The organism is Agromyces seonyuensis (assembly GCF_009789225.1).
GTDB lineage: Bacteria > Actinomycetota > Actinomycetes > Actinomycetales > Microbacteriaceae > Agromyces > Agromyces seonyuensis.
Genome location: NZ_WSTA01000013.1, coordinates 1 through 24,538 on the forward strand (window position 1 = coordinate 1; position 24,538 = coordinate 24,538).

Sequence of the window (24,538 nt, forward strand, 5' to 3'; positions counted from 1 at the left end):
GCTCGTGGCGCGCAAGGGCCGGGCGAGCTACCTCGGCGAGCGCGCCGTGGGCCACCGCGACCCGGGGGCGCAGTCGAGCGCGCTGCTGCTGCGCGCGGCGGCCGACGCCGCGGCCTCGGCGGCCGGGGCCTGATCGTGGGCGGTGTGCCCGGCAAGGTCGGGCTGGTGTTCGTGTCGCACTCCGAGAAGCTCGCCGACGGGCTCGTGGAGCTCGCCGGCCAGATGGCGGTGGCGACCGCGCTCGAATCGGCCGGCGGTACCGACGACGGCCGGATCGGCACGAGCTTCGAGAAGGTCGGGGCCGCCATCGCCCGCGCGGACTCGGGTGCCGGCGTCGTCGTGGTCTGCGACCTGGGTTCGGCGATCCTCACCTCGGAGACGGCGCTCGAGTTCCTGGGCGACGAGGAGCGGGCTCGCACGCGGATCGCGTCGGCGCCGTTCGTCGAGGGCGGGGTGGCCGCCGCAGTGGCGGCGGAGTCCGGCGATCCGCTCGACGTCGTGCTGCGCGCCGCCGAGGACGCCGCGGCCTCCCTCGGACCGGACTCGGGCGCCGCCCCGCCGGAATCGGCTGTTGCGGCACCGGCGGCACCCGCCGAGGGCGGCTACCGCCGCACGGTGACGCTCATCAACGAGACGGGGCTGCACGCGCGTCCCGCGGCGGAGCTGGTCAAGCTCGCGGGCACCTTCCCGGCTGCCGTGACGGTGAACGGCACGAACGCGAAGAGCCTCCTCGGCATCATGTCGATGGGGCTCGTCAAGGGCGCCGTGGTCGAGGTCGCGAGCGTCGACGCCGAAGGGCGCGACGCCGTGGACGCGCTCGCGGATCTCATCGAGACGGGATTCGGCGAGGTCTGAGACGACGCGCCGGGCGGTCGGATGCGCCGCATCCGGCCGCCCGACGTCGTGCGGGCGCAGCGTGCGCGGTCGCGGCTCAACTGCCTCCGGCGACGCGGAGGTCGGCGCCGGTGGTGAACGCGGCGCCCGCTCCGAAGAAGTACGCGACGGCGTCGGCGATCTCGTGCGGGTGCGCCGCGCGGCGCAGCGGGATACCGGGGGCGCGTTCCGCCGGGGCGTTCGGACGGCCGCCCGCCGCGTGGATGTCGGTGTACGCGGTCCCCGGCGACACGGTGTTGATCCGCACGCCCTGCGGCCCGAACTCCTTGGACAGGCCGATCGTCATGGCGTTGATCGCGGCCTTGCTCATGGCGTACGGCACGTAGGTGTCCGGCGAGCCGGTGGTCGCGGCGCCCGAGGAGATGTTGACGACGACCCCGCCCTCGCCACCGCGCTCGGTCGACATGGCCTCGAGCGCGTCGCGCGTGACGGCGATCGGGGCGAGGACGTTGATGCGGAGCATCCGCTCGACCTCGTCGAGGTCGAGGTCGAGGTAGCCGCCGATGCGCATGGTCACGCCGGCGTTGTTCACGAGGCCGGTGATGCGGCCGAACTCGGCGAGCGCGGCCGGGACGACGGATCGCGCGGCGTCCGCATCCGCGAGGTCGGCCCGCACGAGGAGCACCCGGGCGCCGCGGGCGCGGCAGGACTCGGCGACGATCGCCGCTTCGTCGGCGGCGACGCGGTAGGTGAGGACCAGGTCGTGGCCGTCGGAGGCGAGGCGTTCGGCGATCGCCGCGCCGATGCCGCGACTGCCTCCCGTGACGATCGTGACGGGCCGGGATGCGGGGGAGTCGGTCATCCCGACAGCCTAGGCAGCGGCGCGTGCCGTGCCGCGCGTCCCGTTCGCCGGGCCGCCTCCGGGGGCCGGGGTTAGGTTGCCGCCATGGCACGCACGATGGCGGGCCGACCCGCCGGCAATGGATTCACGCACTTCTGGGAGCGTGTGGACCGGGTTCTCCTGCCCGTGTTCGAGGCTCCCGTGCTGCACGACGCGGACCGCGACGTCGGTCCCATCGGCGCCGCACCCTGCCCCGTCTGCGGGCATCCGATGACGGAGCACGCGATCGAGCGTTCCGAATACGACACGGTGCTCGAGTGCCCGACGTCGGAGCGCCTGCCGTTGGCCTCGACGCATTCGCCGCTCAACGAGTTCGGGATGCCGCTCAGCGGGCGTCGCCGAGAACGCTACGAGCAGGAGCTCGCGACGACCGGCTGAGCCCGGGGACCTCGGCGCGGTGCTGGCCCCGCGGGACGAACTGCAACCACGCGGTTGCAATTGCTGTCTTCGAGTGCAACCGTGAGGTTGCAGTCAATGCTCGAAGGGAGCAGCATCATGACCATGACCGACAACCCGCCCGCCGTCGCCGACGGCTTCGTCGTGCGGCGCTCGATCGACATCGCCGCAGGGATCGATCGCGTCTGGGCCGCCGTCACGCAACCCGACCTCATCGCGCAGTGGTTCGGCGATCGGTGCCGGCTCGACTCGCTCGAGGTCGGCGCCGGCGGCGCGTTCGGCTGGGACGACGCCGGGGACTTCCCGTTCCGCATCGAGGAGTTCGACCCGCCCCGCGCCATCGCCTATCGCTGGAGCAATGCCGTCGCAGGCGCACTCGACCCCCTCCAGGTCGTCGACGCGCACTCCACGCTCTTCCGCTTCACCCTCGAGGAACGGCCCGGCGGCACCCGGCTCACCGTCGTCGAGACCGGCTTCGAGTCCCACGAACGTCCTGATGCGGTCGTCGAGGACCACCGCCAGGGCTGGACGAGCGAACTCGACGAACTCGTCGCACTCGTCGAAGGCGCGGCGTGAGCGAACCCGGACTCGTCGCCGTGTTCGCCGCGCTCGGCGACGACACCCGGTGGCGCATCCTCATCGCGCTCGGCGAGGGCGAGGCCTCGGCCTCCGCCCTCGCCGGGCGCCTCCCCGTGACGCGGCAGGCCATCGCCAAGCACCTCGCCGTGCTCGAGGAGGCCGGCCTCGTCGAACCCGTGCGCGTCGGACGCGAACTGCGCTACCGCGCCCTCGGGAGCGAGCTGGGACGCACTGCGCGGGAGCTCGACCGGATCGGCGCGGAATGGGAGCGGCGGCTCGCGCTCATCAAGCGGCTCGCCGAGTCGCCGGCCGACGGCGAGGCGTCCTCGTCCGCCTGAAGCGGCGGACCCGGCGGCCCGACTCCGGAGTCGAGTCGAGGAGACCGCCGCCGGCATCCCGTCGCGCGACGGCGCCGTGGGAGGCTGTCCCGGTGACGGAACTCGAGCTCGCGGTCATCCCAGGGGGCACGGTCGTGCTGCACGATGCGCGACGGAAGGCTCGCCGCACCGTCGAACTCGAGCCGTTCGAGCTGGGGGTGTACCCGGTGACCGAGGAGCAGGTCGGCGAGCTGCTGGGCGAGACCGCGCACCACCCGCGCCGGCCCGCGACCGATGTCAGTTGGCTGCGCGCGATCCGTTTCTGCAACGCCGCCTCCGAATGGGAGGGGCTCGAGCCCGCGTATGCGTACGACGGCGAGGTCGTCACCTGGCACGTCGACGCGGACGGGTTCCGGCTGCCGACCGAGGCCGAGTGGGAGTTCGCCTGCCGCGCCGGCTCGACCGGCCCGCACTACGGCCCGCTCGACGAGGTCGCCTGGACGGCCGCCGACGGCGTGACCCATCCGCAGGACGTCGGCGGGAGGCATCCGAACCTCAACGGCCTCTTCGACACGCTCGGCAACGTGTGGGAGTGGTGCTGGGACCTGCTCGACCCGGCCCGCTACGGCGACTACCGCGTGTTCCGGGGCGGCGGATACGCCGACGACGCCTGGAACGTCCGGGCGTCGGCCCGCCGGGGCGGTGCTCCGCGGATGCACCACGAGGACGTCGGCTTCCGCATCGCGCGCGGCGGGTTCGACGCCGAGGATGCTGCGCAGGGCTGGTCGGCGGCCGTCGACCTCGAGCGCGCCGACGTCGACGGGCCGCTGCCGCCGGGATGGACGCCGCTGCGCTGACGCGCGCTCAGGTCGAGTCTGCGTGCCGATGTGCGACCCGCCAGGCGCCGTCCTCCCGGCGGTACACCTGCGTCACCCGGAGCGTCAGGGTGCGCGGCGAGCCGTCGATCGAGGTCGTGAAGCGCTCGTACCCGACCGTGTACGCCATGTCGCCGATGACGTCGTGGGCGATCAGGTCGAACGCGAACTCCCGGCAGTCCGTGAAACTCCGCGCGATCTCCTCGAAGGCCTCGACGACGCCGGCGCGGCCGAGGCCATTGCGCCACGCGCCGAGGACGCTCACGGGATCGGTGCGCGACCAGATGGCCGCACGGGCGCGGGCGTCGCCGCTGAGCAGCTCGCGTTCCGCCTCCGTGTACTCGGTGTCCAGCCAGCCGAGGAACTCGTCGTCGTCGCTCATGGGTTCAGGATGCTCCGCCGCAGCGCATCCGGCAACGCCCGTCGGGGAGAGGTCGGTCGGCAGGCCGCCCAGGTCGCGCACGTTCGGGTTGCCGCCCCAGTCGAGGTCTCGCATGCGGTCACGCGAGCGGCGGAGGAGCGGGCGGTCGGGCCCCGTTCAGGATTCGCTCAGGTTCGCATCGGCGGCACGCATCCGCACGGGGTCGGGCAGGGTGGACCCATGACCGCGATTCCGCCGTTGCCCGAGGAGCTGGAGACGGAGCGGCTCGTCCTGCGCACTCCGAGCAGCGAGGATGCGGCCGTCTACCGCCGACTCTGGACCGAGCGCGACCCGCGCGTCCCGCCGCACCGCCGCATCGACGCCGACGGGCGGCCGACCGAGGACGACATCGCCGCGGAGCTCGCGGACCCCGCGTGGAGCGGCCGGTCGGGGCTGCGCACCGTGGTTCGGAAGAAGGACGGCGCGGTCCTCGGATACTGCGGGATCGTCGCCGACGCCGAGCGGGCGCACGAAGCTCCGGAGATCGCGTTCGAGCTGCTGCGCGCCGTGCACGGCCGGGGGTACGCCACGGAGGCCGCCCGAGCTGTGCTCGACCGGGCGCAGGACGCGTCGCTCGCGACCCTCCGGGCGAGCGTCTGGGACTGGAACACCGCCTCCCGGCGCGTGCTCGCCAAGCTGGGTTTCGTCGAGACGGGTGAGGTCGACCGCGTCTCCACGCACGGCCGGAGCCTCGTGACACTGCGGGACCTCGCGCACGGGCGGAGGGACGGCGGGGCGCCCATCCAGTGAGCGCGGCCGCTCCGCGGCGATCAATCGATCGGTCGACGCCGCAACTGCTTCACGTCGGAGCGCTGGGTCTTCGCCCGCAGCCGTCGCTCGGCCGAGCCCTTCGTCGGCTTCGTCGCCCTCCGCGGCGGCGCCGGGGGGCGCAGAGCCGCCGCCACGACGGCCGCGAGCCGGTCGCGCGCCGCCTCGCGATTGCGCAGCTGCTCCCGATGCTCCGAAGCGGCGATCGTCAGCACGCCGTCGACGAGACGATCGCCGAGACGGCCGAGCAGGCGGTCGCGATCGACGGGCAGGAGGATGCCCGATCCCGCGACGTCCCAACTCAGCTCGACGCGCGAGTCGGCCGTGTTCACGCCCTGGCCGCCCGGCCCCGACGAGCGGGAGAAGCGCCACGACAGCTCGGACTCGGGGATCGTGATCCTGGAGTCGACGCGGAGGCCTGGGCGGTGGACGGCGGGCATGGGTCCATCTTCCTCGTCCGCACCGCCTCGGCGCGAGGCGACTGCGCCCGCTCGACCGGCAGCCAGAGCTCCGTCGACGCCGTGCCGAAATCGTCGGCGCCTTCGAGAACGGCCACCATCGAGGGGCCGGGTCGCAGCCGCCACGGGTTCGAGGGGAACCAGTCGGCCGCCGCAGCTGCCCGTGCTCACGCCGTGGCTCGCCGGTCAGTGGGTGAATCTCGTCACGCCGATCCCGCGTCGGCTCGCGGTACCGATCATCGAGTCGCTGCAGTTCGACTGCGTCGTGCACGATCACGAGGTGGACGCGGTCATCCCGCCGCCGATCGCGGGCCTGACGTCCTACCGGCGGGCCGTTCGACTCGCCCTCACCCGCGAGCGCGAGGGCCGGATCGAGACGGGCTGGCGCGACGGGGGAGTGCCGGGCGCCCCGAGCGACCCGCTGCCGAGCGACCCGGACTGGGCCGACGGCTCGCGGTACGCGCAGCGCGCGGTGTTCTTCCCCCGCGGGCTGGCCGGGCGCGCCTACCGGTGGGCGATCCTCCCGTTCCACGGCGTGATCTTCGCCGGCATGGCGAACCGGATCACGGCCGAGGCCGTCGAGGCGGCGCGATCGCGGTGACGAACCCGCCGCGGCCGCCGTCCGCAGGCTCGTCGGCTGCGTCGATCCGGAGCGCTCGCCCGTAGCGGCGCTCCAGACCCGAGACCTGGACCTCTTCGGCCCGCCAGCCCGCATCGCCGAGCACTTCGACTGGGTCGGGCGGATCGGTGCGCTGGAGCAGTTCGTCGAGCGGGATGCCCGTCGCCAGCGCATACGTCTCGAGACGCTCCCGGGTCTCCGGGGTGTCGACGAGGGCCGGCGCGCGCTCGATCACCGCCCGCGATCCGGGGCCGGACAGCGCGATGACATCGTCGAGCAGCGCTCGCTGGTCGTGGGCGGTGAGATAGGGGAGCAGGCCCTCGAGCACCCAGTGGGTCGGCTCGCCGAGCCGGAAGCCCGCGGTGACGAGCTTCGCGGCCCACGCCAGTGTCACGTCACCCGGAACTGCGCTTCGCTCGCACGCCGGGACGGCGCCGGCGGCGGCCATGGCCGCCTCGAGGAAACCGACGACCTCCGCGTCATCCAGTTCGAAGACCCGGGCGCCCGCCGGCCAATCGAGGCGCCAGGCGCGCGTGTCGAGGCCGCTGCCGAGGATGACCGCCTGGGTCAGACCGCCGGAGCGGAGCTCGTCGTCGATGAATCGCGTACGCAATCCGATGTAGCCGGCACCGATGAGCAGCGACCGCTCGATCTCGGGGACGTCCTCGAGCCGGTCCGGCCAACGTTCCGGGAACGGGACCGCCACTCCGGAGGCGCGGACGAGCCGTGCCGCCCATGGATCGGCGACGAGGGAGTCGGGGCGGTCGGATTCGAGCGCTCGGGCGGCCGCGACGGCCACCGCGGTCACGCCCACGCCGGTGACGGAATTCGACATGGAGGTCAACCTAGACCGCGTCGGGATCGACGAACGGACGGTTCCGCTTGCAGCGCAACGCCCCTCAGAGGCGGCAGCCTCAGGACAACAGGAGCCCCGAGACTTCGAACACCAAGAGCGTCACGACGACGAACTGGAGCCCGGTGAACACGAGGTCCTCGATCCAGTCGGCGATCGTCGGTTGCCGTTCGAGCATGATCGTCGGGTTGTAGAAGAAGATCGAGACGACGATGACGATCGCGGAGAAACCGAGGCCGATCCACGCCGCGAACGGCACACCCAGGAAGAGCAGCACGATCACGACCGCGCCGAGCGCGTACTGCCACAGTTGCGCGACGAAGCCGCGCATCGTGTCGTGGCGCGAGGTGCCCGCCTTCGCGGTCGAGCGCCAGAACTCGTAGGCGATCGAGTAGACGCACGCGACGGTGAGCGCCCACGCCGCGATCGATTCGAGCAGTGTCGGGTGCGCGGCGCCGTCCATGGCGGGCTCCTCTGAGTTCGGTGTTGCAGACCGAAGGACGGTTCACGGTAGCGGGAACGCATTCCCGCCGGAAGGCGCGACCGGGATGCCGCGGTCGAGCGGCTCGGGCTCAGGCCCGGCCGAGCGATACCCGGTGGTCGTAGGTCGCGGCCGTCGACCGTTCGGTCACGAGGTGGCGGAACACCCAACGCAGCATCGCGTCCTGGAAGATCCGGGCGATCGGTCCCGCGGTCTTCGAGCTGCTCGACCGCGCGCCATCCGCCACGATCCGCTCGACGCGCGCCCGTCGCGCGGTCTCGAACGAGGCGAAGGCGGCAGCCAGCGTCGCCTCGTCGCGGAGGCGCGCCGCGAGGACGACGGCGTCCTCGAGCGCCATCGACGCGCCCTGCCCGGAACTCGGCGACGGCGCGTGCAGCGCGTCGCCGATGAGGGCGAGCCGACCGCGATGCCAGGTGCGCACCGTCGGAAGGTCGTAGGTGCTGTCGCCGGCGAGGTCGAGCTCGCCGGCGGCGATCAGGTCGGCGAACGGTCCGGCGTCGGGGCGCGCCAGGTCGACGAGGTGATCGCGCCATTCCGTGGACGACGTGCCGGCGCGTTCCTCACGGGAGACCGGCTCGCGCGGCTCGTTGACGAACCAGACCACGTCCCCGTCGGGCGTCGGCAGTCCGCCGAAGAACGCGCGCCGCCCGAATACGAACGTCCACGCCTCGAGGTCGAGGCCCGCCGACGCTGCCCCACCGCGCGTGACGCCGCCGAAGTTCGCCAGGCCGACGTACCGCGCGGCGGCCGCCTGCGGGTCGATCGCGGTCCGCACGATCGAGCGGATGCCGTCGGCGCCGATCACGATGTCGCCCTCGACGCGGGTACCGTCGGCGAGCACCACGGCGGCCCCGGAGTCCGCCGTCTCCGCCGCGACGGCGCGCGCGCCGTGGCGCACGTCGACGCCGCGATGCGCAGCCTCGGCCATGAGCGCGGCGGAGAGGTCGGGGCGCCGGAACGAGAGCGCCGGGGTGCCGTCGTCGAGCGGGCGGCCGAGGGGGAGCCGTCCGAGCACGGAGCCGGTCGCGCCGACCATGACGTTGGCCCGCGTCGGCACGCCGTAGCGGCGCACCGGATCGAGGGCGTCCAGTTCGTCGAGGGCGGCGAGTCCGTTCGGCGCGATCGTGAACCACGATCCAGCCGCCCGGTCGGTGGAAGCCGCCTCGAGCACGATCGGCTCGGCGCCGACCGCGACGAGGGCCATGCCGAGGGCCGGTCCGGCAATACCGCCGCCCACCACGATCGCGCGCATAGAATCGTCTCCAGTTCTTACGAATCTCGTATCTTTCGAATATCGAAAGGATAAGCCGATGACGGAATCCCGTCAAGCCGCGATCAGCGCGGCCGGCGCGGCCTTGCAGCGCTACCAGCGGAGCGTGCAGCGGTTCGACGACGCGGTCGGACGGGCGCTCGGCGTGAACGCCGCCGACATGCGCAGTCTCGATCGACTGAGCGAGGGCTCGTGCACCGCGGGGGAGCTCGCGGCCGCCACGGGCCTACGGCCGGCGGCGACGACCGCGCTCGTGGACCGCCTGAGCGAGCGGGGCCTCGTGCGCCGGAGGACGTCACCGGAGGACCGGCGCCGGGTGCTCGTCGAGCTCACGCCCGAGGGGCGGGCGCAGGTCTGGGCGGCCTACGGGCCGCTCGTCGAGGAGGGTGCGGTCCTGCTCGAGGGCATCGACACCGAGCAGATCGTCGCAATGGGGGCGCTGTTCGAACGCATGACGGCGGTCACCGACCTGCACCGCGCGCGCGTCGAGGGCTAGGTCGTCCGGCCGAGCCGTCCGGGGGAGCGGTGGGCCGGAAGGGCTCCGATCGGGGCGTGCCGAACGTCCAGCGCTGTCCACTCGCGTCCACCGCTGCGTCCACATGGTTGTCCACAGCGCGCCGAGGCGAGTTGCAGCGGTCCGGAGGCTGCGAATGCGCGCAGATGTAACGCCCGATCAGCCCGAGTTGCACCGCAGCGGGGAAGCTCGGCAACGTTCCGACGGGGAGCGGTCTCGAGGTGCTCCGCTCAGTGAACTGACATAATGTGCATTATCGGTCATTCACCGAGAACAGCCGGGGACGGCCTGCGCACCAGGATGACGTCGATCTCGTCCTCGGACTCGAAGACGAATCCGTGCCGCTCGTAGAGACCGCGCGCGCGACTGCCCTGCAGCACGTCGAGTCGCAGCTCGCGGTCGTCGAACTCGGTCAGGATGCTCCGCAGCACGCCGGCGCCGATACCGCGGCCCTGCAACGCCGGATCGACGTAGAACAGCTCGAGCCAGACGCTCTCGCCGTCGCGGCGCAGCGAGATGCTGCCGGCGGTCCGGCCGTCGATCTGAATGACGCGCGTCCGATCCGGCGCGAACGCGCCGGCGACCCGGGCAGCTGATCGTTCGTCGTCCCAGCGTCCGAGGCGCTCCAGATCGGCCCGCATCGTCGCCGCCTTGAGCGCCACGACGTCGGCGAGGTCGGAAGGTTCTGCGGCACGGAGCATCCACTCGGTCATGCGTTCAGGATGCCCCCCTTCACCGCGGGATGGAAACTGACATAATCCCGCTCCCCCGGCTCGGTCGCCCCTCGGCGCACTCCGCAACATCTGTAGCGTCTCTGTTGCATACGGTGGGAGCTTGGTCGCAGTCGACAGGCACCGGCAGGGACGGACGCCGGATCCGACCGGCACTGCGATACTGCTCGAATGGATGCCTCCCTCTCCCCCATGCCGCCCGACGAACTCGGCCCGTGGCTCGCGGAGCAGCAGCGCGAGTACGCGGCTTCCCGCCAGCGGGCCGGCGAGGATGCGGAGACCGCCGCCCGTACGGCTGCGGAGTCGACCGCGCAGCACTTCCCGGACGGCCGCCCGGGCCCCGGCCACGAGGTCTTCCACGTCGTCGCCGACGGGCATCCGGTCGGCGTGCTGTGGCTGGGTCCGCATCCGCACGGTGTCCGGGGCGTGACCTGGGTGTACGACGTCGAGATTTTCGCCGCCGACCGCGGTCGCGGCCTCGGCCGCGCGGCGATGCTGCTCGCCGAGGAGCGCATCCGCGCATCCGGGGGCCATGGCATCGCGCTCAACGTCTTCGGCGACAACGCCGTCGCCCGCGCCCTGTACGGCTCGCTCGGCTTCGAACCGACGGCGATCAACCTCCACAAGGCCCTCGACTGACGACTCCCCCGGGCGCCGCTCTGCGCCGTTCTGCGGCCCCATTCCGGGTCTGCAACCATCAAAGGGCACAGCGCCCAGATATCGCGCTGATCAGGGGTTTCTAGGCGATTCAAGACTGGATCGACGGATGCCGCCGCCGTCGGGGCCCGCGGCCCCGGCTCGACGTGCGCACCGACAACGTCAGTCGAGGATGGTGCGTCCGGTGAAGCGGACCTCCTCGGCATCGAGTTGTGCCTGAATGCGCCGCAGCACGGTGTCGTCGATCGTCTGCTGGTCCCGGAGTCGGAGCACGACGGCTCGCTGCTGCTCCAGCACGGCGAGCTTGAGCCTGCGGTAGTCCTCATGACCTCGGACGAGTTCGACGTCGTCGTCAGCGGGCCGCTCGACGCCCTGCGCGTCGAGCACGCGCCGTTGCCGCTCGAGTTCTCGCTGCACGCGCTCGCGAGCGGCGTCGCCGACCCCGAGTCCGGCGACGAGTTCCGGGAGGGCGGCGAGGGTCTCCGCGATCGCGGTCGACTGCGCAAGACGGCGCTCCTCGAGCGCGAGGTTGTCGGCGGGGAACCGAGCCCAGCGCACGAGCCACGGCAGCAGGGGTGCCTGCACGGCGAGCGTGAGCAGGATGACGCCCGCTGCCGCGAACACGATGACGGCCCGATCGGGGAAGGCCGAGCCGTCGTCGAGCACCATCGGGATGCCGAGGGCGGCCGCGAGGGAGACCGCGCCCCGGAACCCGGCCAGTCCGCTGACGACGCGAGCACGCGGACCGAGCCGGTGGTCCTCGCGATGCGGGCCGTGATCGAAGGCGCCGATGAGCAGTCCGCTGAGGAACTGGAACGCCATCCGCACGAGTACCAACGCGAGCCAGACGGCGACGGCGAGCAAGCACGCGGTTCCGAGCGAGGCGGCGGGCACTGCGCGGGTGTCGGCGTTCATCTCGAGCCCGACGAGCACGAACAGCGACCCGTTGATCACGAGGCTCGCGAACACGAAGACGCTCGTGGTCTGCTGCCGGGCCTCCGGGGTGTTGCGCCGTGGGCCGGCCCGACCCATGAAGATGCCGGCGACCACGACGGCGATGACGCCGGATGCGCTGATGAGTTCGGCGACCAGGTACGCCGTGAACGGCACGAGCACATGGGCGACCGTATTCAGCGACGGATCGACGAAGCGGTTGCGCACCCGCAGCCCCACCCATCCGATCGCGAAGCCGACGATCGCGCCGCCGGCATACGCGAGCACGAACATCCCCGAGATCTCAAGCGGACCGAGCGCGTGCTCGCTCACGGTCGCGGCGATCGCGATGCCGTAGAGCACGAGTGCCGTGCCGTCGTTGACGAGGCTCTCGGCGCGCAGCAGCGTGAGGTTGCGCTGCGGGAGCGCCTTGGCCAGGGCGGCAGTCGCCGTCGCGTCGGTCGGAGCGACCGCGGCGCCGAGCACCCACGCCGGACCCCACGGTAGACCGAACGCGTGGGCGATGACGGCAACGACCGCGGCGCTCAGCACGACGAGCACCGTGCTCGCGAGCACGATGGTCCAGAGATCGCGGCGGATGCCGCGCAGCGAGATCGTGAGGGACTCCCAGTAGAGCAGCACGGGCAGGAACCAGAGCAGCACGACGTCGGGATCGAGGTGGAAGCCGTCCAGCATCGGGGCGAAGGCGAGCAGGATGCCGACCGCGACGAGCAGCACCGGCGACGCGATGCGCGTTCGGCGTTCGCCCGCCGCCGCCGCGAGCACCGCGATCCCGACGACGACGACCATTTCGAGTCCGAGCACGTCTCCCCCGATCCGGACGGCACGGACACTCCCCGCGCCCCGCCGCCCCGTCAGGCCAGAATGCCAGAACGCGCTGCAGCGCCCGGGCCGATCGCGGGGCGGGCGACGATCCGAGGCCGGCTTCGCGACACGAGCACTCGGGTCTCGCGCATCGACCCCGATCAGGGCCAGAATCAGAGATGCGAACCGGCGACGCCGGAACGCCGTGTCGTGGGGGCGACCGGTCGCTCCCCCTTGGAAGGAGCGCCATGTCCACCTCATCGTCCCCGTTCTCGGGGTTCGCCATCGATTCCGCGGGTCTCGCGAAGTCCGCGATCAACTCGATCCGCATCGGGCTCGGCATCTCGGGCGTGCTCATGCTCGTCATCGGCATCTGGATGACGTTCGCGCCGAAGAGCGCGATCACGGTCTTCACCTGGCTGCTCGCGTTCTACCTCATCATCGCGGGACTGATCTACCTCGGCATGGGCATCTTCGCCCGAGGGATCTCGGGCGGTGCGAGAGCCCTCGACCTCGTGCTCGGCGTGCTCTTCATCGTCGGGTCGATCGTCGTCTTCATGAACCTGCAGTCCTCGGCCGTCGCCCTGGCCGCCTTCATCGGTATCCTCGTCGGCATCCTCTGGATCGTGGAGGGAATCGTCTCGCTCGCGACCGCGGGCGATGCCGCATCCAAGGGCTGGTCGATCTTCTTCGGCATCCTCGGCATCCTCGCCGGCCTCGTGCTGCTCTTCTCCCCGATCTGGGGCTTCACGTTCCTCTTCATCTTCACCGGCATCAGCCTGATCGTGTTCGGCATCTTCCAGATCGTGCGCGCGTTCACGTTCGGACGCGGCGCGACGACGGTCTGAGCCGCGCGACCGGCCCGACGAGACGAGCGGGGCGGATGCATCGCATCCGCCCCGCTCGACGTCTTCGGACGTCGGCCAGTTAGTCGAGGGTCGCGGGGCTGAATCCCGAGACGTCGCCGACGTAGCGGGTGTGCTCCGCCGGGATCGGGTCGACGGCTGCCAACGCGACCTCGGCGGCGAACTCGGCGACGTTGAAGAGCTTGCCCGCCTCCTCCTTGCGGAGGGCGATGGCACCCGGGTTCGCCCGCTCGAGGAGCGTCGCGGTGATCGTGCCCTCGATCATGTCGCCCGAGACCACGACGAACTCGACGCCGGCGGCCTCGTACTCGGGCAGCTTCTCGCGCAGCGCGTCCTCGCCGGCCCGCTTGGAGAGGGCGACCGGCTCGTACTCCGGCATGGTCGGGGTGGTGCGGATGAAGTGCGCCTGGTGGCTCGTCACGAAGACGATGCGCGAGCCGGCGCCGAGGTGCGGCAGTGCCTGCTCGACCACGTTGAGCTGCGCGTCGCGGTTGAGCCGCATGGCGTAGTCCTCGCCCATGCCGGTCTCCATGCCGCCCGAGGCGTTCAGGACCAGCAGGTCGACGTGGCCGAACGCGGTCTCCGCGGCCTCGAACATCGCCGCGACGGATGCCGCATCGGTGAGGTCGGCGCCGACGGCGATCGCCCGGCCGCCGGCCGCTTCGATCTCGCCGACGACTTTCAGCGCGCGCGCCTCCTTGTTGCGGTAGTTGATGACGACCGCGGCACCGGCGGCGGCCAGGTACTTCGCGGTGTCGGCACCGATCCCGCGCGAGGAGCCGGTGACGACGGCGACACGGCCGGCGAGGGAATCGGGGGCGAGGGGGTTGGTCACGTGGGAACTCCAGACGGTTCGAGCAGGTCGTCGGCGGCGAGGGCCTGCCCCCGGCGCCGCTTCGACATTACCGGCCCGGATATGCCGCCGTTGCGCCTCCGGCACCGGGGTGCCGACTGCTAGGTTCGAGGCAGCCCGGAACGAAGGAGTCGCGTTGGACGTCTTGACCCAGTACGCCTGGATCGGTTGGCTGGTCCTCATCCTCGTCTTCGCCGTGATCGAGATCTTCACGCTCGAGATGACGTTCCTCATGCTCGCGATCGGCAGCGTCGGCGGGCTCCTCTCCGGGCTCGCGGGCATCCCGTGGTGGGCGCAGGTCGTCGTGGCCGCCGCGCTCGCCCTCCTCCTCATCTTCACGTTGCGCCCGAGGCTCTTGCGCGCCCTCCAGAAGAGCGGTGATCCGACGAAATCAAACGTCGACGCGCTCGTCGGCGAGTCCGGCAGCGTCGTGCGCACGATCGGCACGTCCGGCGGCCAGGTGAAGCTGCGCAACGGCGACATCTGGACCGCTCGCCTCTCCCCCATCACCGAGCAGCGCGACGTCCCAGTCGGCGAAGCCGTGCTCGTCACCGCCATCGACGGCGCGACCGCCGTCGTCGTCCCGCTCGAACGGAGTGCGTCGTAATGGAAGCCGGCACTGTCATCGTCATCATCGCGGTCGTCGCGATCGTCATCTTCGTGATCGTCGTCATCTCGAGATCGATCCGCATCATCCCGCAGGCGCAGACGGGCGTCGTCGAGCGGCTCGGCCGGTACCACAAGACCCTCCAGCCCGGACTGAACATCCTCGTGCCGTTCATCGACCACATCCGTGCGCACGTCGACATGCGCGAGCAGGTCGTCTCGTTCCCGCCGCAGCCGGTGATCACCGAGGACAACCTCGTCGTCTCGATCGACACCGTCGTCTACTTCCAGGTCACCGACTCCCGTGCCGCGACGTACGAGATCGCCGACTACCTCGGGGCGGTCGAGCAGCTCACGACCACGACGCTCCGAAACGTAGTCGGCGGCATGAACCTCGAAGAGGCGCTCACGAGCCGCGACAACATCAACGGGCAGCTCCGCATCGTGCTCGACGAAGCCACCGGCAAGTGGGGCATCCGCGTCGGACGCGTCGAGCTCAAGGCGATCGACCCGCCCGTCTCCATCCAGGACTCGATGGAGAAGCAGATGCGCGCCGAGCGAGACCGCCGCGCGGCGATCCTCACGGCCGAGGGCACGAAGCAGTCGGCGATCCTCCAGGCCGAAGGCCTCCGGCAGGCCGAGATCCTCCGCGCCGAGGGCGACGCGAAGGCCGCCGTGCTCCGCGCCCAGGGCGAGGCCGAAGCCATCCAGACGGTGTTCGCCGCGATCCACGAGGGCGGTCCCGACTCGCCGTTGCTCGCCTACCAGTACCTGCAGACCCTGCCCGAGCTCGCGAAGGGCGACGCGAACAAGCTCTGGATCATCCCGAGCGAGCTCACCGAGGCGCTCAAAGGCATCGGCTCGGCGTTCACCCCCAAGCCGCCGGCGGCGTGAGCGGCGACGTGCGCTCGCGGTACTTCGACGGACCGACTCCTCGCGTGCTGGCCCATCGCGGCCTCGCGCTCGAGTCCCCCGAGAACACGGTCGGCGCCTTCGCGGCCGCGCTGTCGGCCGGCGCCGACTCCCTCGAGACCGACGTCCACGCGAGCCGCGACGGCGTCGCGATCGTCTCCCACGACCCCGACCTCGAGCGGGTCGCCGGTCGGCGCGGCCGCATCGGCGACTTCACGGTCATCCAGTTGGCGTCCATCGACCTCGGCGGCGGCGAGCATCCGGAGCGACTCGAGGACGTCCTCGTGCGCTTCCCCGACGCGCGCTTCAACATCGACGTCAAACAGGAGGCCGCGCTCGGGCCGGCGATCGAGGCGGTGCTGGCCGCTGATGCAGCCGATCGCGTGCTGCTGACCTCGTTCGACGACGGCCGTCGGATGCGTCTCGCCGAGCGGCTCCCGGGCGTCGCCACCTCCGGCGGCCGGCGCGCGGTCATCCTGTGCCTCGTCGGCTCCTGGTTCGGGAGCACCGCGCTCGTCCGTGCCGGGCTCCGCGGCGCGGGCGCGCTCCAAGTGCCGGAGCGGGCGGGATTCCTGCGCATCGTGAGCGCGCGGTTCCTCCGCATCGTGCACCGCGCCGGCGCCGAGGTCCACGTGTGGACCGTCAACGACCCGGAGGACATGCGGCGGCTGCTCGACCTCGGCGTCGACGGTCTCGTCACCGACCGCTGCGATCTCGCGGTACCGTTGGTCGCCGCACGACGCGGCAGACGATCCGACGGCGGCTGAGCGGCGTCCTCGACGTCCGTCCGCTTCGCACGCCGCGAGCCTGACTGCAGTTCCACCGCTGCCGAGGCGCGCGCGAAACTGAGAAATCCCCGCCAATCGTTCGGCTTGCGGCAAGGATCCCCACAGCTTGATCCGTTATACAGAGTGACGTTCGAAAGCGGAAGGAGCGAGAGCGAAATGGCAGAGCGGAGCCTTCGAGGCATGCGCATCGGCGCACAGAGCATGCAGAGCGAGGACGGCGTCGTGTTCGCCGACCGCGCGCAGTTCACCTACCGATGCGAGGACTGCGGCAAGGACACGGTCCTGGTCTTCGCGACCGAGGCGGACACTCCTGAGACCTGGGAATGCAAGCAGTGCAACGGCACCGCTTCCCTCGTCGTCGGCGACGCACCGCTGGTCGTGGACCACTCGGGCGACAAGGTCGCCCGCACCCACTGGGACATGCTGCTCGAGCGCCGCACGCGCGCCGAGCTCGAGGAGATCCTCGAGGAGCGACTCCAGTACCTGCGCGCCCGCCGCGGCGAGACTGCCAAGCAGAGCGCGTAAGTCCCCCTGTACGATCCCGGCCGGTGCGCATGGCGCATCGGCCGATTTCGTGCGCCCCGGATCCCCGGGCCTGGACCAGAGCGCGCATGGCGCATCGGCCGTTTTCGTGCGCCCGGAACGGGGCGGAGTCGGCGTCAGGAGCGCTTCGGGCGGCGGCCGAACCAGAGTGCGACGCCGAGCCCCGCGAGTCCGATGCCCGCGGCGAGCCACTCGAGCTGACGGCCCGCGGCCGACGCCGGCGTGATCGCCGTGGCCAGCGGCACGGAGTCGACCATGGACTCGGCTCGCCAGGTCGGCACCTGATCCTCGATCGTGCCGTCCGGAAGGATGATCGCGCTCGTGCCGACCGTCGAGATGTTCACGACGGTGCGGCCGGTCTCCACCGCGCGCATCCGCGCGATCGCGAGCTGCTGGAGACTCTCGTCCGTGTGCCCGAAGTCGGCGTTGTTGGTCTGCGCCAGGATGAGCTGCGAGCCGTCGCCGATCATCTCGTACATGAGCTGGTCGTCGCTGATGTCGAAGCAGATCGCCGAGCTCACGACCGTGCCGGCGACGTCGAAGACGGCGTCGCGGGTGCCCGCCGTGTAGTCGCGGCTGACGAGGTCGATGAGGTCGGGCGCGAACGGCCGCCAGAACGCCCGGTCGGGCATGTACTCGGCGAACGGCACGGGATGCGCCTTGTCGTACCAGTCCGTGACGCCGACGCCGGCCTCCCAGACGAGCGAAGTGTTGTAGAAGTCGTCGCCGCGGGCCGTGATGGTGCCGACGACGAACGGCGCGTCGTAGCGCTCGGCGAGCGAGTTCAGCACGCGCGACGACGCTTCCGAGCGGAGCGGATCAAGGTCGGCGCCGTTCTCCGGCCAGACCACGAGGTCGACGTCCTCGATCACGCCGTCGCCCTCGAGCGCGCGGACGGTCTCGTCGATGTGGGCCTGCATGACCTCGCCCTGGCGGACCTCGGTGAAGAGCGACGCATCGGCGCCGCCCTGGATCGCGGCCACCTTCAGCTCGTCGGCGGTCGGGGCCGGCCAGGCCGGGAAGACGAGCAGGATCGCCGTCGCACCGACGAGGGCCGTCACCCTGCCGAGGCCCGTGTCGAAGAGTCGGCCGACCCGGCTGCTCGAGCGCACCCGGCCGAACGACTGCTGCACGAACGGCGACTGCGCCCACGCGGGCTGCCGGTCGAGGCCTTCGCGACCGAGCTGCAGCGCGAACGCACCGAGGAACGCCAGGAGGAAACCGACGCCGGCGGCGCCGACCCAGGCGACGAGTTGCGCGAGCTCGCCGTTCGCCTGTGCAATGGCGAGGCGCCCCCAGGCGAACCCGCCGTACGGCCACGTCGACTGGATGCCCTCGCGGGCGACCCAGAGTCCCGCGACGACCGCGGGCACGAGCACGAGGCGGCCGAACCGCGTCGGCCACGCCCGGGGTCCGCGATCGAGGGCGAGCGCGGTGAGGCCGAGCCCGAGCCCCCACCAGAGCATCATCACGCCGGCCAGCGCAGCCCACGGGAGCGGCCCGAGGTAGAGCGTCAGCCACTCGATGTGCGTGAGCCAGAAGGCGCCGCCCGCGACGAGTCCCACGAGCGCCCCGGACCAGAAGCCGCGTCCGACGAGCGCCGCGAACAGCGCGACGAGCGCGACGGGGGCGAGCATCCACCACGAGCGGTCGGGCGTGCTCGCGTCGAACGCGATACCGGCCGCGAAGGCGAGGAGGACGGCGAGCCAGAGCGGCAGCCGCGAATCGGTGCGCAGCACCTGGGGCGTCGGGAGCACGGGGGAAATCCTAGGCCGCGGCGCCGATGGATTCGCCGAGAGCGTGGTCGTGGCCGTCATCCCCCTCACCCCGCGTACGCGTCGACGACGTCGACGACCACGCCGCGTCGGATCGCGTCGATCGCCGCCCGGGCGTTCGTCGCGAGCTCGGGCTCGGCGACGATCGAGATCTGGTCGAGGAGGTCGATGACCTGCTTCGTGACGCGCACGAAGTCGCCGGCGGCGAGGCCCGCGAGCTCGAGGACCTGGCCGAGGCCGAGGCCGCGCGCCCACGCGTGCATGGGGCCGGCGAGGGACGGGGTCGGCTGGTCGGTGCCGGGCAGCTTCGCGTCGTGCTCGACGTCGTCGAGGTCGCTCCATGCGTCGAGGGTGGCGTCGAGCGCCGTGCGGAAGCGTCCTCGGGGCAGGTCGCGCGGGTCGAAGGCGTCGTCGCGCCGCGGCTCGTAGACGATCGTCGCCGCCATCGCCGCGATCTGCGGCACGTCCAGGCCGTCCCAGATTCCGCGGCGCAGGCATTCGGCGACGAGGAGATCGCGTTCGCCGTAGATGCGCTTGAGCGCGCGACCGGCCGAGGTCGGACGGACGACGCCGTGCTCGTCGCGCTCGAGGTAGCCGCACTCCAGCAGCACATCGACGACGCGGTCGAAGATCTTCGCGACCTGCCCCGTGCGCGAGCGGATTTGCCCCCGCAGCTTGTCGTGGTCCTGCTCGAGACGCCACCAGCGCTCGGCCCAGCGGGCGTGCTGCTCCCGCTCGGCGCAGCCCTGGCAGGGATGCGCCCGCATCGCCTTGCGCTTCACGCCGAGCTCGTGCTGGATGCGCTCGCGCTGCACGTGCGACAGGTTGCCGCGGGTGTTCTCCTTCTCGAGCCGCCCGATGTCGCGGCGGATCGCGGCGAACTCGCCGAAGTCGCCCAAATGGCAGCGCATGGCCTCGGCGTAGCCGGCGAGCGACTCCTCCTGCTTGCGGAGCGTGCGGGCGAGGTCGACGACGGCCCGGTCGGCCTGGAACTGCGCGAACGACTGCTCGAGGATCTGCCGCGTGCGCTCGCGCCCGAACTGGTCGATGAGATTGACCGCCATGTTGTAGGTCGGCCGGAACGACGAGTTCATGGGGTACGAACGGCGCGATGCGAGCGATGCGACCGCTTCGGGGTCGAGTCCGTCGACCCACTGGATGACCGAATGGCCCTCGACGTCGATGCCGCGGCGGCCGGCGCGGCCGGTGAGCTGCGTGTACTCCCCCGGCGTGATCGGCACGCGGGCCTCGCCGTTGAACTTCTCGAGCTTCTCGAGCACGACGGTGCGGGCCGGCATGTTCACCCCGAGCGCGAGCGTCTCGGTGGCGAAGACCATCTTCACGAGCTTCTTCTGGAAGAGCTCCTCGACCGTCTCCTTGAACGCGGGCAGGAGCCCGGCGTGGTGCGCGGCGATGCCGCGCTCGAGCCCGTCGCGCCACTCCCAGAAGCCGAGGACGGCGAGATCCTCGTCGCGGAGCATCCGGGCTCGGGCTTCGACCACTTCGCGGATCTGATCGCGCTCCTCGCGGTCGGTGAGGCGCACGTCGGCCCGGAGCAATTGCCGGACGGCCTGGTCGCAGCCGGCGCGGGAGAAGATGAAGCAGATCGCGGGCAGCAGGTTCGCCTGTGCGAGCATCCCGGTGATCTCGACGCGGTCGGCCCGATGGGCGGTGGGGCGTTGACGCTGGGACCGGTCGCCGCCGCGGCGCCCGCGGCGCGAGCGCTCGCCGAGGTTGCGACCGGATGCCAGGCGCTTCAGCTCCGGGTTGACGCGATGCGTCGCGGCCTGACCCGACGAGTCGAACAGGTCGACGAGCTTGCGGTCGAGCAGCACGTGCTGTTCGAGCGGCACGGGCCGGTCTTCCGAGACGATGACGTCGGTGTCGCCGCGCACGGCCTGGAGCCAATCGCCGAACTCCTCGGCGTTGGAGACCGTCGCCGACAGCGACACGAGCCGCACTCGCTCCGGCAGGTGGATGATCACTTCCTCCCACACGGCGCCGCGGAAGCGGTCGGCGAGGTAGTGCACTTCGTCCATGACCACGTAGGCGAGCCGGTCGAGCAGCGGCGACTCGGCGTAGAGCATGTTGCGCAGCACCTCGGTCGTCATGACGACGATCCGCGCCGTCGAGTTGACGTTGGTGTCGCCCGTGAGCAGGCCGACGTGCTCGGCGCCCCACGTCTCGACGAACTCCTGGTACTTCTGGTTCGAGAGCGCCTTGATCGGCGTCGTGTAGAAGACCTTCGCGTCGGTCTCCTGCATCGCGAGGTAGACCGCGAACTCGGCGACGACCGTCTTGCCCGCGCCCGTCGGCGCCGCGACGAGCACGCTGCGGTCCTCGTCGAGCGCGGTGCACGAGGCGCGCTGGAACTCGTCGAGGTCGAAGCGCTGCCCTGCGGCGAAGGACTCGAGACGGGGCTGCCGGCGCTGCTGCCGCGAGCGGGCGTAGCGTTCGGCCGGGGAGAGGTCGGTCACCCGTTCAGCCTAAGCCGCCGGACCGACGGAGACGGCGGGTCGGCGGCGATGCCGACCCGCCGTCTCGTCAGGTCGCTTCGATCTCGGTGCCGAGCTCCTGCGCCAGCTTGCGGGCCGCACGTCGGTCGTGGAGGAACGCGATGAACCACGCGACGAAGTAGAGCACCACCATCGGCACCGCGAGGAGGAACATCGAGAACACGTCGGCGGCCGGCGTCGCGATCGCGGAGAACAGCGCGATGACGAGCACCGCGATGCGCCAGGACTTGATGATCGTCTCGGCCGAGAGGATGCTCGCGAAGTTCAGCAGCACGAGGAACACCGGCACCACGAAGGCGACGCCGACGGCGATCATGAGCTTCAGCACGAAGTCGACGTAGTAGTCGGCCGACAGGTACGAGGAGGCGCCCGTCGGCACGAAGCTCGTCATGAGCTCGACGATGTGCGGCAGGACGTACCAGGCGGCGACGCAACCGGCCGCGAAGAGCGGCACGGCCGAGAAGAAGAAGCCGAACACGTAGCCGCGCTCGCGCTTCGTGAGCCCCGGGACGAGGAAGGCGAAGATCTGGTAGAGCCAGACCGGCGCCGAGACGACGACGCCGATGTAGAGCGAGATCTTCAGTCGCAGGTCGAACGCACCGGTGATCGTCGGGAAGACGAGCTCGGCGTTCTGCGCCTCGGCGATGAGGCGGATCGGACCCTGCAGCGCGTACCACACCCAGTCGGAGACGATGAAGCCGGCGACCATGCCGACCACGAGTCCGATCGCGGCGATGAAGAGCCGTTTGCGCAGCTCGCGGAGGTGCTCGCCGAGCGACATGCGCCGCTCGCGGTTCCTACCGTCGGAGCGGGCCGCGGTGGCGGTCATCCGTTCAGGCCGACGGTCCGCCGGCCGAGGGCTTCGACGTGTCGTCGGCGGTGCTCGGTGCGGCGTCCTTGGCGGTCGAGTCGGGGTTCGTGGAGGTGGCGGTGCCGTCCTTGGCGCCGTCGTTCTCGCGGACTTCGCTCTTGAGGATCTTCATCGACTGCCCCAGGCTCCGCGCCAGTGCGGGCAGCTTGGGCGCTCCGAAGAGCAGCAGGATGATGACCAGGATGATGAGGAAGTGCCATCCGGTGAGATTTGCGAACATCAGGCGGGATCCGTTCCTGAGTGAATAAGCGGTCTGCGGCAGTCTAGCGGGCGGAGTCGCCCGCGGCTGCCGTCCCGGCATCCTCGCTCGGATAGCGCGCCGCAGCGGCGGCGGCCCAGTGCTCGACGGCGAGGCGCGCAGGCTCCGGAGCGACGACGCGCACGAGACCCGGCAGGCTCGAGACGAGGCGCACGAGGCCCGGCAGGTGAGCGATGCGCAGGGTCACGCGGGTGCGATCGCCGACCACTGCGCGCTCGTCGTCGGCGAGGTAGTCGACGAGGAACGGCAGACCGCCCGCGGCGACGTCGACGACGACCTGGAGGTCGGAGTCGGACGGGTGGAACAGGCCGTCCTCGAGCGGCAGATCGCTGTGGTCGTCGACCGGCACGTCGGTCATGACCGGTCCGATCATGCGATCGAGCCGGAAGTTGCGCAGGCCCTCGCGGAGGTGGCAGTAGCCGCGGACGTACCAGTCCGGGCCGTCGGAGTAGACCTGCAACGGGTCGACCTGACGGCGCAGGGTCTCGTCCTTGCCGCTGCGGTACTCGAACTCGAGGCGCCGCCCGGCGTCGCGCGCCGCGACGACGAGCGCCAGTACGCCGTCGTCGGGGTCCGGGTCGGCAGTGCCGACCCCGTTCGTCGCGGAGGACACGAGCAGCGGCATCGGGTCGCCGACGGTTCCTTCGCGCAGCCGTGCGGCGAGGTCGTCCATCGCGGCCCGCTCGCCGAGCTGCAGGCGCGAAAGGTAGGTGAGGCCGCTGATGAGCGCGGCGGACTCGCTGGAGGAGAAGCGCAAGTACTCGCCGATGCCGACGGCGTTGGAGAGCACGATGACGTCCTCGTCGAGGAACGCGTCCCAATCGATGTCGAACATCTCGTCGTGCATCGGCTCCTCCCCCGCGGTAGCCGCAATGCCGGTCAGCGCGATGAGCCGCACCGCCTCGCGGATCGCTTCGGGGGTGAGACCGAGCTGTTCGGCGGCCTCCTCGACGGCGACGACACGCTGCGCCACGAGATAGGGCACGAGCGCGAGCAGCACGGAGAGCTTGTCGTCGGCGCGGCCGGCCATCAGCGGGCTCCCTCCGGGTCGGGGGCGGATGCCCCGTGGGCGCTCGCCACGAGGCGCAGCCGGTCGACGACGCGGTCCACGAGAGCCGCGGGCTCGAGCACGCGCACCTCCGGCCCGTAGCCCGCGAGCTCGTCGGCGAGCACGAGCAGGTCGGTGTAGTGCAGTCGCACCAGGTCGCCGTCCCGCGCGTACGCACGGCGTCCGAGCCGGAGTGCGGCTTCGCTGCCGGCGGCGACCTCGACCGTCGCGGACTGCGCGGCGCGGAGCGCGCGGAGACGTTCCTTCACGGCTTCGCCGGCGCCCTCGGGCGCGGGCGGCGAGCTCGCCCCGCGGATCGGCTTGACCTCGCCGCTGATGCGGCTGAGCAGATAGGTGCGCTCGGCGTCGCGATCGCGGTCACGACCGTGAAGGTGCCAGCGACCCTCGTGCTCGACGAGGGCGATCGGGTCGACCCGGCGGAGCCGGGGGCCGTCGGTGCCGGGGGTGAAGTACAGGAACGAGACCGCCTGGCCGCGATCGAGCGCCTGCTGCAGCGGGTCGAACGCGGTGTCGCGCACGCGGATGCGCGGGGCGTAGCCGACGAGCGGCGAGGCACCCTCCACGCCGAACGCGCGCAGCTTCATGACGGCGCGGCGCGCGGGCGCGGAGAGCGCGCCGACGCCGGACCACGTCTGGGCGGCGAGCAGCAGGAGCGGCAGTTCGTCGGCCGTGAACCGCACGGAGGCCGGGAGCTCGAACGCCTCGCGCGGGATGCGGTAGCGCGTGTAGCGCCCGTCCCCGACGTGGTCGGGCGAGTCCGCGGTCTCGAGCGGGATACCGAGGTCGCGCAGGAGGGCCTTGTCGCGTTCGAACTGCTTGTCGAGGGCTTCCGTGGACACGCCTGCGCCGGCGCGTCCGCGATACCCGCGGACCCGCGCGAAGAGGTCGGACTTCAGCAGTCCGCCGCGCGTCTCCACGAGGGCGAGGACCAGATTGAAGAGCCGGTCCTCGTTGGGGACTCGGTCCTGCGAAGCTCGCTCGTCGGGCACGTCAGCGATCATAGCGAGCGCACGGGGAGCCGGACCCG

Annotated in this window: 29 protein-coding genes and 2 pseudogenes; 15 read left to right on the top strand and 16 right to left on the bottom strand. The window is 71.5% G+C overall.

Annotated elements, in window-relative coordinates; translation table 11 throughout:
* On the top strand, positions 1 to 133 hold a 133-nt coding region (locus GB864_RS04450), incomplete at its 5' end, for a DAK2 domain-containing protein (RefSeq protein ID WP_160423148.1).
* Positions 134 to 144: 11 nt separating this feature from the next.
* Positions 145 to 855: a dihydroxyacetone kinase phosphoryl donor subunit DhaM gene (dhaM, locus tag GB864_RS04455; RefSeq protein ID WP_160423149.1), complete on the top strand. Its 711-nt coding sequence runs from the start codon at positions 145 to 147 to the stop codon at positions 853 to 855.
* A gap of 76 nt (positions 856 to 931) precedes the next feature.
* Here dhaM and GB864_RS04460 read toward each other — a convergent pair whose 3' ends face one another.
* Positions 932 to 1,696, bottom strand: coding sequence for an SDR family NAD(P)-dependent oxidoreductase (locus tag GB864_RS04460; protein ID WP_160423150.1), 765 nt, complete (start codon positions 1,694 to 1,696; stop codon positions 932 to 934).
* Positions 1,697 to 1,780: 84 nt separating this feature from the next.
* On the opposite strand from GB864_RS04460, the gene GB864_RS04465 reads away from it, so the two are divergent.
* From GB864_RS04465 to GB864_RS04480, 4 genes are all read left to right on the top strand, one after another.
* Positions 1,781 to 2,113, top strand: a complete 333-nt coding sequence (locus GB864_RS04465; RefSeq protein ID WP_160423151.1) for a hypothetical protein — start codon at positions 1,781 to 1,783, stop codon at positions 2,111 to 2,113.
* A gap of 123 nt (positions 2,114 to 2,236) precedes the next feature.
* Positions 2,237 to 2,707: an SRPBCC family protein gene (locus tag GB864_RS04470; RefSeq protein WP_236778877.1), complete on the top strand. Its 471-nt coding sequence runs from the start codon at positions 2,237 to 2,239 to the stop codon at positions 2,705 to 2,707.
* Positions 2,704 to 3,048 (top strand): metalloregulator ArsR/SmtB family transcription factor, encoded by a 345-nt coding sequence (locus GB864_RS04475; protein WP_160423153.1) that lies wholly within the window; start codon positions 2,704 to 2,706, stop codon positions 3,046 to 3,048. The genes GB864_RS04470 and GB864_RS04475 overlap by 4 nt, the downstream gene beginning before the upstream one ends.
* A 92-nt stretch (positions 3,049 to 3,140) precedes the next feature.
* A complete protein-coding gene (locus tag GB864_RS04480; protein ID WP_336603874.1) occupies positions 3,141 to 3,884 on the top strand; it encodes a formylglycine-generating enzyme family protein in 744 nt (247 codons plus the stop codon).
* 7 nt (positions 3,885 to 3,891) lie between these two features.
* Here the strand turns inward: GB864_RS04480 and GB864_RS04485 are convergent, their stop codons facing one another.
* Complete coding sequence (locus GB864_RS04485; protein ID WP_236778878.1) at positions 3,892 to 4,398, bottom strand: YybH family protein; 507 nt, start codon at positions 4,396 to 4,398, stop codon at positions 3,892 to 3,894.
* Positions 4,399 to 4,503: 105 nt separating this feature from the next.
* On the opposite strand from GB864_RS04485, the gene GB864_RS04490 reads away from it, so the two are divergent.
* The gene (locus GB864_RS04490; protein ID WP_160423155.1) at positions 4,504 to 5,073 is read left to right on the top strand and encodes a GNAT family N-acetyltransferase; all 570 of its coding nucleotides are present in this window, start codon (positions 4,504 to 4,506) and stop codon (positions 5,071 to 5,073) included.
* A 20-nt stretch (positions 5,074 to 5,093) separates the two neighbouring features.
* Here GB864_RS04490 and arfB read toward each other — a convergent pair whose 3' ends face one another.
* Together arfB and GB864_RS18375 are read right to left on the bottom strand one after the other, a co-directional pair.
* Complete coding sequence (arfB, locus tag GB864_RS04495; protein ID WP_160423156.1) at positions 5,094 to 5,531, bottom strand: alternative ribosome rescue aminoacyl-tRNA hydrolase ArfB; 438 nt, start codon at positions 5,529 to 5,531, stop codon at positions 5,094 to 5,096.
* Positions 5,532 to 5,575: 44 nt separating this feature from the next.
* A pseudogene (locus GB864_RS18375) lies at positions 5,576 to 5,710 on the bottom strand (AraC family transcriptional regulator); the annotation flags it as partial.
* On the opposite strand from GB864_RS18375, the pseudogene GB864_RS04500 reads away from it, so the two are divergent.
* A pseudogene (locus GB864_RS04500) lies at positions 5,707 to 6,150 on the top strand (DUF2867 domain-containing protein); the annotation flags it as partial. The pseudogenes GB864_RS18375 and GB864_RS04500 sit on opposite strands and share 4 nt — an antisense overlap.
* On the opposite strand, the gene GB864_RS04505 reads toward GB864_RS04500, so the two are convergent.
* The 3 genes from GB864_RS04505 to GB864_RS04515 form a co-directional block, all read right to left on the bottom strand.
* Positions 6,113 to 7,003: an SAM-dependent methyltransferase gene (locus GB864_RS04505; RefSeq protein ID WP_160423158.1), complete on the bottom strand. Its 891-nt coding sequence runs from the start codon at positions 7,001 to 7,003 to the stop codon at positions 6,113 to 6,115. The pseudogene GB864_RS04500 and the gene GB864_RS04505 sit on opposite strands and share 38 nt — an antisense overlap.
* A 79-nt stretch (positions 7,004 to 7,082) precedes the next feature.
* Positions 7,083 to 7,484: a hypothetical protein gene (locus GB864_RS04510; RefSeq protein WP_160423159.1), complete on the bottom strand. Its 402-nt coding sequence runs from the start codon at positions 7,482 to 7,484 to the stop codon at positions 7,083 to 7,085.
* Positions 7,485 to 7,593: 109 nt separating this feature from the next.
* Positions 7,594 to 8,775, bottom strand: coding sequence for an FAD-dependent monooxygenase (locus tag GB864_RS04515; protein ID WP_160423160.1), 1,182 nt, complete (start codon positions 8,773 to 8,775; stop codon positions 7,594 to 7,596).
* 58 nt (positions 8,776 to 8,833) lie between these two features.
* Here GB864_RS04515 and GB864_RS04520 point away from each other — a divergent pair, with 58 nt between their 5' ends.
* Positions 8,834 to 9,289, top strand: a complete 456-nt coding sequence (locus GB864_RS04520; protein ID WP_160423161.1) for a MarR family winged helix-turn-helix transcriptional regulator — start codon at positions 8,834 to 8,836, stop codon at positions 9,287 to 9,289.
* Positions 9,290 to 9,567: 278 nt separating this feature from the next.
* Here GB864_RS04520 and GB864_RS04525 read toward each other — a convergent pair whose 3' ends face one another.
* Positions 9,568 to 10,020, bottom strand: a complete 453-nt coding sequence (locus GB864_RS04525) for a GNAT family N-acetyltransferase (RefSeq protein ID WP_160423162.1) — start codon at positions 10,018 to 10,020, stop codon at positions 9,568 to 9,570.
* Positions 10,021 to 10,209: 189 nt separating this feature from the next.
* Here GB864_RS04525 and GB864_RS04530 point away from each other — a divergent pair, with 189 nt between their 5' ends.
* Entirely contained in the window at positions 10,210 to 10,677 is a 468-nt protein-coding gene (locus GB864_RS04530) for a GNAT family N-acetyltransferase (protein WP_160423163.1), read from the top strand.
* 180 nt (positions 10,678 to 10,857) lie between these two features.
* Here the strand turns inward: GB864_RS04530 and GB864_RS04535 are convergent, their stop codons facing one another.
* Positions 10,858 to 12,453: a Na+/H+ antiporter gene (locus GB864_RS04535; RefSeq protein ID WP_202106981.1), complete on the bottom strand. Its 1,596-nt coding sequence runs from the start codon at positions 12,451 to 12,453 to the stop codon at positions 10,858 to 10,860.
* A 248-nt stretch (positions 12,454 to 12,701) separates the two neighbouring features.
* On the opposite strand from GB864_RS04535, the gene GB864_RS04540 reads away from it, so the two are divergent.
* Positions 12,702 to 13,301, top strand: a complete 600-nt coding sequence (locus GB864_RS04540; protein ID WP_160423164.1) for an HdeD family acid-resistance protein — start codon at positions 12,702 to 12,704, stop codon at positions 13,299 to 13,301.
* 79 nt (positions 13,302 to 13,380) lie between these two features.
* On the opposite strand, the gene GB864_RS04545 is transcribed toward GB864_RS04540, so the two are convergent.
* Positions 13,381 to 14,154: an SDR family oxidoreductase gene (locus GB864_RS04545; protein ID WP_160423165.1), complete on the bottom strand. Its 774-nt coding sequence runs from the start codon at positions 14,152 to 14,154 to the stop codon at positions 13,381 to 13,383.
* A 154-nt stretch (positions 14,155 to 14,308) separates the two neighbouring features.
* Here GB864_RS04545 and GB864_RS04550 point away from each other — a divergent pair, with 154 nt between their 5' ends.
* The 4 genes from GB864_RS04550 to GB864_RS04565 all read left to right on the top strand — a co-directional run bounded on the left by GB864_RS04550 (position 14,309) and on the right by GB864_RS04565 (position 17,003).
* Positions 14,309 to 14,779, top strand: coding sequence for an NfeD family protein (locus GB864_RS04550; protein ID WP_236778879.1), 471 nt, complete (start codon positions 14,309 to 14,311; stop codon positions 14,777 to 14,779).
* On the top strand, positions 14,779 to 15,672 hold the full coding sequence (locus tag GB864_RS04555; protein WP_160423166.1) for an SPFH domain-containing protein: 894 nt from the start codon (positions 14,779 to 14,781) through the stop codon (positions 15,670 to 15,672). The genes GB864_RS04550 and GB864_RS04555 overlap by 1 nt, the downstream gene beginning before the upstream one ends.
* Entirely contained in the window at positions 15,669 to 16,457 is a 789-nt protein-coding gene (locus GB864_RS04560; RefSeq protein WP_336603875.1) for a glycerophosphodiester phosphodiesterase family protein, read from the top strand. The genes GB864_RS04555 and GB864_RS04560 overlap by 4 nt, the downstream gene beginning before the upstream one ends.
* 177 nt (positions 16,458 to 16,634) lie before the next feature.
* Positions 16,635 to 17,003: an RNA polymerase-binding protein RbpA gene (locus tag GB864_RS04565; protein WP_160423167.1), complete on the top strand. Its 369-nt coding sequence runs from the start codon at positions 16,635 to 16,637 to the stop codon at positions 17,001 to 17,003.
* A gap of 134 nt (positions 17,004 to 17,137) precedes the next feature.
* Here GB864_RS04565 and lnt read toward each other — a convergent pair whose 3' ends face one another.
* The 6 genes from lnt to GB864_RS18910 all read right to left on the bottom strand — a co-directional run bounded on the left by lnt (position 17,138) and on the right by GB864_RS18910 (position 24,500).
* On the bottom strand, positions 17,138 to 18,778 hold the full coding sequence (gene lnt, locus GB864_RS04570) for an apolipoprotein N-acyltransferase (protein ID WP_336603876.1): 1,641 nt from the start codon (positions 18,776 to 18,778) through the stop codon (positions 17,138 to 17,140).
* Between the two features lie 65 nt (positions 18,779 to 18,843).
* Complete coding sequence (locus GB864_RS04575) at positions 18,844 to 21,273, bottom strand: DEAD/DEAH box helicase (protein WP_160423168.1); 2,430 nt, start codon at positions 21,271 to 21,273, stop codon at positions 18,844 to 18,846.
* 67 nt (positions 21,274 to 21,340) lie between these two features.
* On the bottom strand, positions 21,341 to 22,093 hold the full coding sequence (tatC, locus tag GB864_RS04580) for a twin-arginine translocase subunit TatC (RefSeq protein ID WP_160423199.1): 753 nt from the start codon (positions 22,091 to 22,093) through the stop codon (positions 21,341 to 21,343).
* A gap of 52 nt (positions 22,094 to 22,145) precedes the next feature.
* On the bottom strand, positions 22,146 to 22,403 hold the full coding sequence (gene tatA / locus GB864_RS04585) for a twin-arginine translocase TatA/TatE family subunit (RefSeq protein ID WP_160423169.1): 258 nt from the start codon (positions 22,401 to 22,403) through the stop codon (positions 22,146 to 22,148).
* A 43-nt stretch (positions 22,404 to 22,446) separates the two neighbouring features.
* Positions 22,447 to 23,472, bottom strand: coding sequence for a helix-turn-helix transcriptional regulator (locus GB864_RS04590; protein WP_160423170.1), 1,026 nt, complete (start codon positions 23,470 to 23,472; stop codon positions 22,447 to 22,449).
* On the bottom strand, positions 23,472 to 24,500 hold the full coding sequence (locus GB864_RS18910) for a WYL domain-containing protein (RefSeq protein ID WP_160423171.1): 1,029 nt from the start codon (positions 24,498 to 24,500) through the stop codon (positions 23,472 to 23,474). The genes GB864_RS04590 and GB864_RS18910 overlap by 1 nt, the downstream gene beginning before the upstream one ends.
* Between the last annotated feature and the right edge of the window lie 38 nt (positions 24,501 to 24,538).

What these genes read in the sequence shown, in the direction of transcription:
- GB864_RS04460 (WP_160423150.1), bottom strand. Translation starts at nt 1,696, where the DNA reads ATGACCGACTCCCCCGCATCCCGGCCCGTCACGATCGTCACGGGAGGC.
- GB864_RS04465 (WP_160423151.1), top strand. Translation starts at nt 1,781, where the DNA reads ATGGCACGCACGATGGCGGGCCGACCCGCCGGCAATGGATTCACGCAC.
- GB864_RS04470 (WP_236778877.1), top strand. Translation starts at nt 2,237, where the DNA reads ATGACCGACAACCCGCCCGCCGTCGCCGACGGCTTCGTCGTGCGGCGC.
- GB864_RS04485 (WP_236778878.1), bottom strand. Translation starts at nt 4,398, where the DNA reads ATGCGAGACCTCGACTGGGGCGGCAACCCGAACGTGCGCGACCTGGGC.
- GB864_RS04490 (WP_160423155.1), top strand. Translation starts at nt 4,504, where the DNA reads ATGACCGCGATTCCGCCGTTGCCCGAGGAGCTGGAGACGGAGCGGCTC.
- arfB (WP_160423156.1), bottom strand. Translation starts at nt 5,531, where the DNA reads ATGCCCGCCGTCCACCGCCCAGGCCTCCGCGTCGACTCCAGGATCACG.
- GB864_RS04505 (WP_160423158.1), bottom strand. Translation starts at nt 7,003, where the DNA reads ATGTCGAATTCCGTCACCGGCGTGGGCGTGACCGCGGTGGCCGTCGCG.
- GB864_RS04510 (WP_160423159.1), bottom strand. Translation starts at nt 7,484, where the DNA reads ATGGACGGCGCCGCGCACCCGACACTGCTCGAATCGATCGCGGCGTGG.
- GB864_RS04515 (WP_160423160.1), bottom strand. Translation starts at nt 8,775, where the DNA reads ATGCGCGCGATCGTGGTGGGCGGCGGTATTGCCGGACCGGCCCTCGGC.
- GB864_RS04520 (WP_160423161.1), top strand. Translation starts at nt 8,834, where the DNA reads ATGACGGAATCCCGTCAAGCCGCGATCAGCGCGGCCGGCGCGGCCTTG.
- GB864_RS04525 (WP_160423162.1), bottom strand. Translation starts at nt 10,020, where the DNA reads ATGACCGAGTGGATGCTCCGTGCCGCAGAACCTTCCGACCTCGCCGAC.
- GB864_RS04530 (WP_160423163.1), top strand. Translation starts at nt 10,210, where the DNA reads ATGGATGCCTCCCTCTCCCCCATGCCGCCCGACGAACTCGGCCCGTGG.
- GB864_RS04540 (WP_160423164.1), top strand. Translation starts at nt 12,702, where the DNA reads ATGTCCACCTCATCGTCCCCGTTCTCGGGGTTCGCCATCGATTCCGCG.
- GB864_RS04555 (WP_160423166.1), top strand. Translation starts at nt 14,779, where the DNA reads ATGGAAGCCGGCACTGTCATCGTCATCATCGCGGTCGTCGCGATCGTC.
- GB864_RS04565 (WP_160423167.1), top strand. Translation starts at nt 16,635, where the DNA reads ATGGCAGAGCGGAGCCTTCGAGGCATGCGCATCGGCGCACAGAGCATG.
- tatC (WP_160423199.1), bottom strand. Translation starts at nt 22,093, where the DNA reads ATGTCGCTCGGCGAGCACCTCCGCGAGCTGCGCAAACGGCTCTTCATC.
- tatA (WP_160423169.1), bottom strand. Translation starts at nt 22,403, where the DNA reads ATGTTCGCAAATCTCACCGGATGGCACTTCCTCATCATCCTGGTCATC.
- GB864_RS04590 (WP_160423170.1), bottom strand. Translation starts at nt 23,472, where the DNA reads ATGGCCGGCCGCGCCGACGACAAGCTCTCCGTGCTGCTCGCGCTCGTG.